Here is an 11,027-nt window from a genome sequence, read left to right as displayed (position 1 = left end):
TCGCGCATCCATGCGCTCACCTCGCTAAGCTGCGAAGCATTGCTTCGGTCTTGCTCGCCTATGTTCATAGCGAGTAACACAGAGCAGGATACGTTTAGATGAACCCGCAGGGCAGCGCTTGTAGCGCATTTCTACTGTGTTGTTACATGTTTATGTAGAATAACTACACCACACATGTGCCGCCTTGTATAAATACACTACAAACTGCTGCAGAAACAAACAACAAAGGTCAACAGACCCTAGGATTGGCTCCGCGCAGGGCGGAGCATACGTCCGATACGCATAAGTGCCAGTACCATTAACACAAACAAGGCCTCAATCGTCCAACTGACTATTAGGGCAAAAATAACCGCGCTGGCCAGGGCTTCAAGATTAAGCTGGATTTGCGGCGTGTAATTATGCCAGACCTGAGTGCCTATGCTTTGCACCGGGGAGCGAACCAGGTGCAGGTAGGGGTGTTGGCTAAACTCTTCAAGGGCCAATTCCAAGGTGTTACTACGCTGTAACAGTGTGGCAAGATTATCGCCACCTTTGGCATACACAGGGTCGTTGCTTTGTTGATAATGGGCTAACAACTGGGAGAGGGAACCGCCAAAAAATTGTGCGGCATCTTCCTTAAAAGGCGCTACGGCGGCGTTGGTTTCAACCATTGCCGCGCGCAGCGCATGTCCATAATCATCTTTAAATCCTGGCACCTGTAGGCCAACCAAGGCGGCAATAAAAAACACACATAAGCGCAGGTAATTACGGCACCAACGGATAATCTTTAGCATAGGTTTACGAGAACTTAAGGTGAAGTAACAGATTGCTCCAGTGTGTCATTTTTCACCATTAATTGCGAGGCCAGCAGCTCTTGCTCCTCAGAATACTGTCGGTAGCGATTACGCAAAATATCTATGCGCTGAACAAAAGCGCGGGTTTGTTTAAACGGCGGCACGCCGCCATAGTGCACCACTCTGCTGGGGCCTGCATTATAGGCTGCGGCCGCGAGTTTGGCGTTGCCCTTAAAACGTTTTAACAAATGGGCAAAGTAGGCGCTGCCAGCGGCAATATTTTCTGCCGGATCGAAAGGGTCGTTAATATTGAACTCTTTTATCAGCAGGGGCATAAGCTGCATTAAGCCCTTGGCTCCCCTGTTGGATTCGGCCTTGGGGTTAAAGTTAGACTCGGCATGTACTATGGCCTTGAGCAGCGCCAGGTCGATGCCGTTCTCTTTCGCTGCGGCGACTAGGTGCTGATGATATTTATCTGTATACAGTGGGGTTCTGTGCCAGGCTGCTAGTTGCTGATCGCACTGGTCACATTTTAATTCTACAACCTCAAAGCCTTTAACCTTGGGCTTGGCATCGGTGAAAACCGCGATCCCTTGTTGGTTGTAGTAGTGATAGATGGTGGATTGTGCCTGAACTGCAAATGTTGTCCCTAATACGGCAAATAATACAAACACTTTCAAGGCATTAAGTTTTGACAAAAGTGGTCTTTCCATGTGGTGTGCTCGCATTTTGATTCACCTTTAAGCCTAGCACAGGGTCATGATTTAGGATGAGAATTTGTAGTATAAATGAATTTTCACTTAACGCACAGAGAGTTAGCTTTTTACCCACCTTGCTTTTAAATGCTATCTACGGGGCTAAAACACATTTTGTGTACATTTATCTAACAAAGGTGTTCTGCGCTTGCTAACAGTTGGCATTGTTTATGCGATGGATCTGCTAGGACGTAGTAAATTCGGGGTTAACAACCAAAATTGCACTATTTTGGCGCTCGGCTTGCACTGTAATAAAGCGTCCATATTAGGCTGCTAGCCTAATTCAAACTTTGCAAAACACACCGATTTGCTTAGCAGTACCCATGGCACATTGATGTGGCGATCGAATATTCAACCTTATTTGGAGCCCAGCTATGCTAAAAAAACGTTTTTTTAAAACCAAAGAAGAAGCAGAAGTCACCTTTGAATATATGCATCCGGATGCCGAAGCTGTGGCCTTAGTCGCCGAGTTTAATCAGTGGCAACCGCTGGCGATGCAATATTCGAAGAAGGATCAGTTATTTCGTACCAAGCTGCGCTTACCGAAAAACAGCGAGTTTCACTTTCGCTATTTGATCAACGACGAGCAGTGGGATAACGACCATCAGGCCGATGCCTATGTTGCCAATGATTTTGGCACTGACAATAGCGTTGTTTCGACTTACTTAGGTTAGTGCCGTGGATGTCTTCGCGCAAGCCTGTTACCTCATGGGTGTTGGCTATGAATACCATAGCTATGAAGGCGAGTTGCTGCGCTTTAGTGATGCGGTGCGCAGCCAAGCCCTGACGGCCATGGGTGTGGACGGCGCGGATTTAGCGGCGCTGGCCGAGCTTAATTTTCGCTTGGACGCCGCGCCTTGGCTGCAATTGGTAGATAACACCAGCCTGGTGCATGAGCAGCGGCCGCGCCTTTTGGTGCGGTTGCCTCAGTCTTTGTATCAAGACAACCAGGCGAGTGTGCATTTGCTGTTAAGCGACAGCGACAAACACCTGGATTGGTCATTGGCCAAGGGTGAGATTGTCGGCGACTATTGCCTCGACCATGAGATTTATGTGCAACTGGCCTTTAGCTTGCCGCAAAACTGGCTCGCACCCGGGTTTTATGATGCCCAGGTGACAATAGGCGAGCAAGTTGCAGATACCCAATTATGGTGGGTGCCCACAAACAGCTATCAGGTTCCTTGTTTTACAAAGTCCACAAATGTGGCGGCGCCAAAGCTGCTGGGTTTGTCCTTTGGTCTGTATACCCTGACAAGCGAGCGCGGTGTCGGCATCGGCGACTTTTCTGATTTAGCCGCCATAGTTGTTGCCGCCGCAGAGCAGGGGATAGATTATTTGCTGCTCAACCCGTTACACCTGCTCGACACCAAAGACGCAAAGGCCGCCAGCCCTTATAGCCCTGTGAGTCGGTTGTTATTACACCCCCTTTATATCAGTATCGAACTCAGTGAAGATTGCGATCAAGGGCTTCGCCAAGCCTTGAGCGAGGCGCATGAACAATATCAAAGCCTTGCTAGTGCCACCTGGCTCGATTACGAGCAGGTGTATGCCTTGAAATGGCCCTTGCTACAGCGTCTCTATACGAATTTTTGTGCATCCGCCTGTGATGAGCGTCGCAGCGCCTTTAAGCATTTTCAATACGCCCAGCGCGATGCTCTGGATACCTTGCCAACCGACAGCAGTGAACAGGATGAATATTGGCAGTGGCAGGCCTGGTTGCAACGCAAACATTGCCAGCAACTGGCCATCACCAGCGGCATGCGCATAGGGCTTATTAACGACTTGGCCGTGGGTGTTACGCGCGCTAGCGGCGAATATCGCCAGTATCAATCGCACTTTACTCAGGGCGCCGAGATAGGCGCGCCGCCGGATCCCTTTGCCCGTCATGGACAAAACTGGGGCATGCCCGCACTTCATCCCAAACGCATGGCAAGGGAGCACTTTGGCTACTTTAAAAGCCTGCTTGGCGCCAATATGCGCGATGTTGGGGCGCTGCGTATCGACCATGTGATGGCGCTGCGTCGTTTATGGTGGTGCCTGTCAGAGCAAGCAGGAAAAGAGGGCGAGCAACAGGGCTGCTATGTGTATTACCCCTTTGAAGAGTTGCTGGCGGCGGTGAAAATCCTCAGTCATCACTATCGCTGCGCTGTGATTGGCGAAGACCTGGGCGTGGTACCGCCGCAGGTGCAAACAGCGCTGGCCCAATCGCAAGTGCTTACCAATACCGTCTTCTATTTTTGTCGCGACCAGCATGGCTTTTGGGCGCCTGAGCATTTGCCCGAGCAGACCTTGCTGATGATAAGCAATCACGATTTGCCGCCCTTCGCCGCCTGGTGGCAAGGTGGTGATATCGAACAGGCGCAAAAACTGCAGCTCGTTAGTGAAGAGCAAGTACAAGATTTATATCGCCAAAGGCAGCTGCTGCGTGAGCAGTTATTAGCGCTGCTCGCTAAGCATAACCAGGTTCACAGTCAAGAATCCACAAGTGAGGAAGTATATGCGGCCTTGTGTCGGGTGTTGGCCAAAGGGCCTAGCCGCTTGCTGACCCTGCAACTGGACGACCTGGATAACCAGCAGGTGGCGGTTAATGTTCCCGGCACCCATACTCAATATCCCAATTGGCGGCGACAACTAAGCACCCCGGGCGGTGCGATTTTGGCGCGTCGGGCGTCCCTTCTTCAGCAATTAGGTAGAACTAGAAATGGCACGTAGCGCAAAAAAAGTAGAGTTTCCGGTTAATTTAGATGCAGCCCTCGCGGCCCTTGAGCAGGCTAAAGTGGGCGAGCCTCGCCAGCTATTGGGTCATCAGTGTATCGAGGGTGCCTGGTTTATCCTTGCCTATAAACCCGGCGCCGAATCTGTGGCTGTGGTGAGTGCATCGGGCACAATTCAGGCGCAGCGTTATGGCGATTCGGATCTGTTTTTGGCGCCCAGCCAGGCGCAATTCGAACCTTATGAGCTGCAAGTACGTTACCCGCATTTAGAGCGCCAGGAAGCGGATGTGTTTAGCCTGGGGCTGGGATTGAGTGCCGCCAACCTTTTTTACTTTCGCCAGGGCCAAGAGCAGCAGGCGCAGCGTCATTTAGGCGCGCACCCCATGGATATCGACGGAATTAGTGGCGTACGCTTTAGTGTCTGGGCACCTAATGCTCAGGCGGTCAGCGTGATTGGCGATTTTAACCATTGGGATAAGCGTCAACACCCCTTAAGCCGTGTTGATGACAGCGGCGTATGGGCCATTTTTATTCCCTCAGTGCCAGTGGGCAGCTGTTATAAATTCTCCATTTACAGCGCGCTGGGCGAGCACCTGGTAAAAGCCGACCCTTATGCGCTGGCCATGGAAAAACCGCCGGCCACCGCCTCGGTAGTTGCGCAAATACCAACACTTGTGCCGCTCAGCCCAGATTATTATCAGCAGCGCAGCGAGCGCAATGCCATTGATGCGGCCATTAGCATCTATGAGGTGCACCTGGGCTCCTGGCGCCGCGGCGAAAACAATGAGTATTTAACCTATCGTCAACTGGCGGAGCAGTTGCTGCCCTATGTAGAAGAAATGGGCTTTACCCATATTCAATTGATGCCGATCAGCGAATATCCCTTCGACGGCTCCTGGGGCTATCAGGGTATAGGCCTGTTTGCACCGAGTGCGCGCTTTGGCAGTGCCGAGGACTTTGCTTACTTTTGTGCCCAGTGCCGCGCTGCGGGTATCGGCCTGCTGCTCGACTGGGTGCCCGGTCACTTTCCCGGTGACAGCCATGGTCTGGCTCGTTTTGACGGCACGCACTTGTATGAGCATGCGGATACCCGCCAAGGCTTCCATCCTGATTGGCACACCTATATTTACAATTATGACCGCCAGGAGGTGCGTAGCTTCTTGGTGTCAAATGCCACTTACTGGCTGGAGCAATTTGCCGTGGATGGCCTGCGTGTAGATGCCGTCGCTTCCATGCTATACCTAGATTACAGCCGGCAAAACGGTCAATGGCTGGCGAATAAATTTGGTGGTCGCGAAAACCTCGGCGCCATAGATTGTTTGCAGCAGATCAACAGCGTTTGCTATGCCCGCAATCAGGGGATCATGATGGTGGCGGAAGAGTCCACCGCCTGGCCCGGGGTCACTAACAGCGTAGAGCATGGAGGCCTGGGTTTTGGTTATAAATGGAATATGGGCTGGATGAACGACTCGCTCAAATATATGCAGCTTGACCCCATCTATCGCCAATATCATCACCATGAAATGACCTTCTCGCTGGTCTATGCCTTTAGCGAAAACTTTATTTTGCCGCTGAGCCACGACGAGGTGGTACACGGCAAAGGCTCGTTGTTACATAAGATGCCCGGTGATCTGTGGCAGAAATTCGCTAACCTGCGCGCCTATTACGGCTTTATGTGGGCTCACCCGGGTAAAAAACTTCTCTTTATGGGCGGTGAGTTTGCTCAGCATGACGAGTGGAGCCATGACAATTCCTTGCAATGGGATTTACTGGTGCACGCCAGTCATCAAGGTATCCAGGACTGGGTGCGTGATTTAAACCTGGTGTATCGCCAATACCGGGCCTTGCATGATAACGACCGCGACCCCAGCGGCTTTACCTGGCTTGATGGCGATAACAGTGCCCACAGTATTTTCAGCTTTGTGCGCACGGCTAAGGATGGCGGCCAAAAGGTGATTTGCGTGCATAACTTTACTCCTCAGGTGCACCATGATTTTCGCTTACCCGTGCCTGCAGCGGGCAAATACAGGGTGTTACTTAACAGCGACGACCAAGCCTATGACGGCAGTGGTGTAGCCGTTATTGAGGATGAAAATACGTTTATTGAGGCCGAGCCCGTGCCCTGGTTGCAGGAGTCTTATTCGCTGCAATTAAGCCTGGGACCGCTGGCCAGCATTTATTTGTTGTGGGAGTGCGATGCGGATGCAGTGGCTAACCCGTAACGGCAACACAGATATCTTGGGCGCCTCGGTCAACGCCGAAGGCGTGAATTTCTGCGTCTTTGCCGAGCATGCCGAGTCTGTGTCCCTGTGCCTGTATGATAATTCCGGCCATAGCGAAGTGGCTCGGGTGGAGCTGTATCGCGGTGAAGCCGGACTTTGGTGCGTGCAAATCGATGGGATTTATGAAGGTCAGCTCTACGGTTACCGGGTTCATGGCCCATTTGCGCCCCACAAGGGGCAACTCTATAACGCCAATAAACTCCTTATCGACCCCTATAGCTACGCGCTTTATGGCGAGTTTCAGCCCAGTGTGCGCCATCGTGCCATAGACGAGCAGGGGGTGTTATGTCCTTTGGATAACGCTCATCTTATGCCTAAATCCAAGGTCTTTCAGGGAACTCCCTATGCCGGGAAGCGACCGCAGATCCCTTGGTCGCAAACCGTTATTTATGAGTGCCATGTTAAGGGCTGGTCAGCGCGTCACCCGGGTATCAGCGCCGCCAAAAGGGGCACCTTTTCGGCTCTGAGCGAAGATGCCTTTATCGAGCATATAAAGGCGCTTGGCGTCACCTCTGTTGAGCTGATGCCGGTGCAGCAGTTTATTAGCGAGCCATTTTTAGCGCCCTTGGAGCTGAGCAATTATTGGGGTTACAACACCTTAAGCTATTTTGCGCCCCATAAGGGGTATGCCCTGGATAATCCCACGCATGAGTTTACTGAAATGGTTGCCACCTTGCATCGCCATGGACTGGAGGTGATAGTCGATGTGGTTTACAACCACAGTAGTGAAGGCGCCTTACTCGGACCTTGTTGCCATTTTCGCGGTTTTGATAATCAGGTGTACTACCGTCTTGATGCTGAGGGTCAATACATTAATGACACCGGCTGTGGCAACACCCTGGCGCTGGAGCGCCCGCAAACCTTGCAATTGGTGCTCGATAGCCTGCGATACTGGTATCAGGTGCTCGGTGTTGATGGTTTTCGCTTTGATTTAGCGCCCATTCTTGGTCGCGATAAACGGGGGTTTAAAGCCGCCCACAGTTTCTTTCAATGTCTAGCTCAAGACCCTGTATTGCGCCGTGCCAAGGTGATTGCTGAGCCCTGGGATATAGGCCCGGGTGGCTATCAGCTCGGTGCTTTTGCGCCGCCCTGGCGGGAATGGAACGATCAGTACCGCGATGTGGTTCGCCGCTTTTGGCGCGGCGATGCGGATATGCTGGGGCTGCTGGCCAAACGCCTGCATGGCTCGGCGGATATTTTCGTCAATCGTCCCCCGAGCAGCAGCATTAATTTTGTCGTCAGTCACGACGGTTTTACCCTGGCCGACTTGGTCAGTTATGAACACAAACATAATCAGGCTAATGGCGAGCATAACCGTGATGGCCACAGTGCCAACTACAGCTGTAATTATGGTGTTGAAGGTCATAGCCAGGACCCGCAAATCAAGGCACGCCGCCTTAAGGCACAAAAGAACCTGCTGCTTAGCCTCTTACTTTCTAAGGGCGTGCCCATGCTCAGCGCCGGCAGTGAGCTGGGCCATACTCAGGGCGGTAACAATAATGCTTACTGTCAGGACAACGCCATTAGCTGGCTGGCCTGGCACGATTACAACAGCCATCATCCCTTGGCGAGTTTTATCAGCGAACTACTGACGGTGCGCCGCTACTTCGCCATTTTTACGCTCGACAGGCATATCCATCCGGATGATCCCCGCTTTACTGTGCTTTGGTATCGTCCCGATGGCCGCCAGATGCAAACCCAGGATTGGCACGATACCAGTTTGCATACCCTGATCTACACCCTGATCGACAATGATCGCCAGCAGTGTCTGACCTTAGTGTTGCACCGTGGTGGCAGCGAGTGTGAGTTGTGTTTGCCGCCCTTGGGCTTGTGCACAGAGGCGCTTACGGAGGAGCGCGGGCGTTGGCACTGCGTGCTCAGCAGTGACTGTGATACCCAGGGTTACGGCAGCGCCATGCCAGCAATGCATCAAGGCGACAAATTTACCTTAAGCCCCGGCTCCAGCTGGGTGTTTAGCAATATTCCATGGCCGCAAATAGTGAGACCTTCAGCATGACTAAACCTGCACCCCAATGCCAACCCTATGATTGGCAAGAGGCCCCCTTGCTCGACAGCCAAACCCTGGCCGTTGATCTTGCCCGGCATCTGCATTACACCCTGGGCCGCGACAAGGTCGGCGAATCCCAGCATTATCTCTATCAGGCATTGGCGCTGACCATACGAGATAGATTGGTGGCTCGCATGCGCCATACCCGCAATGATAATGCCGATAAACGCAGCGTGTCTTATTTATCCTTGGAATTTCTGATTGGTCGCAGCCTCAATAACGCCATTTTAAATCTCGATTTGGCCGATGAGGTCAGAGCCGCACTGGCAAATTATTGCGCCGAGCTTGAGCATGTCGCCGATGCCGAGCATGATGCAGGCCTAGGAAATGGTGGCCTGGGACGCCTTGCGGCGTGTTTTCTCGATAGTTGTGCGGCCATGGCCCTGCCGGTCACCGGCTATGGCATTCGCTATGAATATGGCATGTTCAACCAGCGTTTGGATAATGGCTATCAGGTTGAGCAACCAGATCACTGGCTGCATGAGGGCCACCCCTGGGAGCTGCCGGCACCGGACCAAACGGTGCGGGTGAAGTTCTTCGGCCATGTTGAGGTATTTAAGGATGCCAAGGGGCGCAGCCATCGCGTGTGGGTAGACACCCATGATGTTTTTGCCGTGCCTTATGATGTGCCTGTGCCCGGCAATGGCAATGATGTGGTCAACACCCTCAGGTTGTGGAAAAGTGAAGCCACCGATGAATTCGATTTAAGTGAATTTAATGCCGGTGGTTATGCCGAGGCGGTGGCGAAGAAAAACCTGGCCGAACAAATCTCCATGGTGCTGTACCCCAATGATGCCTCGGAAAACGGCAAGGAATTGCGCCTGCGTCAGCAATATTTCCTCTGCAGTGCGTCCTTGCAGGACAAAATAAAACAATGGGTTGAGCGCCGCGGCGATGATTTCACCGAGTTTGCCGATTATCACGTATTCCAGCTTAATGACACCCATCCCAGCATAGCCGTGGCCGAGCTGATGCGTTTGCTCATTGATGAGCACGAGCTCGACTGGCAGCAGGCCTGGGACATCACCACCCAAACCATGGCCTACACCAACCACACCTTGCTGCCGGAAGCCTTGGAAAAATGGTCGGTAGCCCTGTTTGCCCGTCTATTACCGCGCCTGCTTGAGATCATCTATGAAATCAATGCCCGTTTCTTAATAGAAGTGGCAAAACGTTGGCCCGGCAATAACGACAAGCAAAGGGAAATGTCGTTAATCGAGGAGGGCGCAGAGCCGCAGGTGCGAATGGCGTATCTGGCCATAGTTGGCAGCTTCTCGGTCAATGGCGTTGCGGCGATGCACAGTGAGTTACTCAGGCAAAACCTGTTTAAAAACTTCTATGAGCTATGGCCACATAAATTCAATAACAAGACCAATGGTGTGACCCCCAGACGTTGGTTGATGCACTGTAACCCGCAATTGGCCGCGCTGATCACCAGTAAGATTGGCGCGCACTGGCAAGATGACTTCAGCGAGATCAGTAAACTGCGCCGTTATTACGATGAGCCACAGTTGCTGGCGCAGTGGCAAGAGGTTAAGCAAGCCAATAAGCAGCGCCTGTGCACCCTGGTGCAGTCGCAGTGCGGCGTGGAATTTGACGCCAATATGCTGTTTGACGTTCAGGTTAAGCGTATTCATGAATATAAACGCCAGCTGCTTAATATCCTTCATGTTATTCATCTGTATCGGCGCATCTGCGATGGCGATACCGACAATATGGTGCCGCGTTGCGTACTCATTGGCGGTAAGGCGGCGCCGGGATATTTTATGGCCAAGCAGCTTATTAAGTTGATCAGCAATGTAGCGGCGACCATCAATGATGATGCCAAAGCCAAGCCCTGGCTCAGGGTGGCATTTTTGCCTAACTACAATGTTACCGCCATGGAAACCATCTGTCCGGCGGCGGATCTGTCCGAGCAAATCTCTACCGCAGGGAAAGAGGCATCCGGCACCGGCAATATGAAATTTATGATGAACGGCGCCATTACCATAGGCACCCTGGACGGCGCCAATGTGGAGATGCGCGAAGCCCTTGGCGGCGAGCATTTCTTTGTGTTCGGCGCCGAGGTTGAGCAGGTTGATGCCATTCGCAAAAATTACAATGCACGCGACATTATCGCCGGTGATAAGAATTTAAGTGCTGTTTTGGCGCTGCTGAAAAGCGGTCATTTCAATGTCTGTGAGCCGGGGATTTTCGACTCGATTCTGGCGGCGCTCTATAGCGACACCGACCCTTGGCTCACCTGTTACGACTTTGCCGATTATTGCCAGGCGCAGGAGCGCGTCGCCAAGGCTTACCAGGATAACCAAGGCTGGACGCAAATGAGTGTGCTCAACACCGCCGCATCCGGCCCGTTTTCCAGCGACCGAACCATTGCCCAATACAGCCAAGAGATTTGGCACCTAAACCCGATTACTACACCCCAAGGAGAATAG

The 11,027-nt window shown here is 52.3% G+C and carries 7 protein-coding genes; 5 read left to right on the top strand and 2 right to left on the bottom strand.

The genetic code is table 11. The features are described 5' to 3' along the window. Positions 1-239: 239 nt before the first annotated feature. Both C2M34_RS15120 and C2M34_RS15115 read right to left on the bottom strand, forming a co-directional pair. Complete coding sequence (locus C2M34_RS15120; protein WP_105259227.1) at positions 240-773, bottom strand: DUF2937 family protein; 534 nt, start codon at positions 771-773, stop codon at positions 240-242. 14 nt (positions 774-787) lie between these two features. Then, entirely contained in the window at positions 788-1,486 is a 699-nt protein-coding gene (locus tag C2M34_RS15115) for a lytic transglycosylase domain-containing protein (RefSeq protein WP_158681463.1), read from the bottom strand. Positions 1,487-1,902: 416 nt separating this feature from the next. On the opposite strand from C2M34_RS15115, the gene C2M34_RS15110 reads away from it, so the two are divergent. The 5 genes from C2M34_RS15110 to C2M34_RS15090 are packed head-to-tail and all read left to right on the top strand — an operon-like array spanning position 1,903 to position 11,027. Next, complete coding sequence (locus C2M34_RS15110; protein ID WP_105199862.1) at positions 1,903-2,202, top strand: isoamylase early set domain-containing protein; 300 nt, start codon at positions 1,903-1,905, stop codon at positions 2,200-2,202. 4 nt (positions 2,203-2,206) lie between these two features. Further along, a complete protein-coding gene (gene malQ, locus C2M34_RS15105) occupies positions 2,207-4,240 on the top strand; it encodes a 4-alpha-glucanotransferase (protein WP_105259226.1) in 2,034 nt (677 codons plus the stop codon). Next, positions 4,230-6,464, top strand: coding sequence for a 1,4-alpha-glucan branching protein GlgB (gene glgB / locus C2M34_RS15100; protein WP_105259225.1), 2,235 nt, complete (start codon positions 4,230-4,232; stop codon positions 6,462-6,464). The genes malQ and glgB overlap by 11 nt, the downstream gene beginning before the upstream one ends. Then, on the top strand, positions 6,445-8,541 hold the full coding sequence (glgX, locus tag C2M34_RS15095) for a glycogen debranching protein GlgX (protein WP_234398827.1): 2,097 nt from the start codon (positions 6,445-6,447) through the stop codon (positions 8,539-8,541). The genes glgB and glgX overlap by 20 nt, the downstream gene beginning before the upstream one ends. Beyond that, positions 8,538-11,027 (top strand): glycogen/starch/alpha-glucan phosphorylase, encoded by a 2,490-nt coding sequence (locus C2M34_RS15090; RefSeq protein WP_105259306.1) that lies wholly within the window; start codon positions 8,538-8,540, stop codon positions 11,025-11,027. Before glgX ends, C2M34_RS15090 begins: the two co-directional genes overlap by 4 nt.

It is taken from the genome of Pseudoalteromonas sp. T1lg88 (genome assembly GCF_002964765.1).
In the GTDB taxonomy this organism is placed as follows: Bacteria; Pseudomonadota; Gammaproteobacteria; order Enterobacterales; family Alteromonadaceae; genus Pseudoalteromonas.
The sequence above is the reverse complement of the archived record's forward strand: the minus strand, read 5'-3'. Positions and strand labels throughout refer to the sequence as shown.

Coding starts and splice junctions, on each gene's coding strand:
- C2M34_RS15120 (WP_105259227.1), bottom strand. CDS start 773: ATGCTAAAGATTATCCGTTGGTGCCGTAATTACCTGCGCTTATGTGTG.
- C2M34_RS15115 (WP_158681463.1), bottom strand. CDS start 1,486: ATGGAAAGACCACTTTTGTCAAAACTTAATGCCTTGAAAGTGTTTGTA.
- C2M34_RS15110 (WP_105199862.1), top strand. CDS start 1,903: ATGCTAAAAAAACGTTTTTTTAAAACCAAAGAAGAAGCAGAAGTCACC.
- glgB (WP_105259225.1), top strand. CDS start 4,230: ATGGCACGTAGCGCAAAAAAAGTAGAGTTTCCGGTTAATTTAGATGCA.
- glgX (WP_234398827.1), top strand. CDS start 6,445: ATGCAGTGGCTAACCCGTAACGGCAACACAGATATCTTGGGCGCCTCG.
- C2M34_RS15090 (WP_105259306.1), top strand. CDS start 8,538: ATGACTAAACCTGCACCCCAATGCCAACCCTATGATTGGCAAGAGGCC.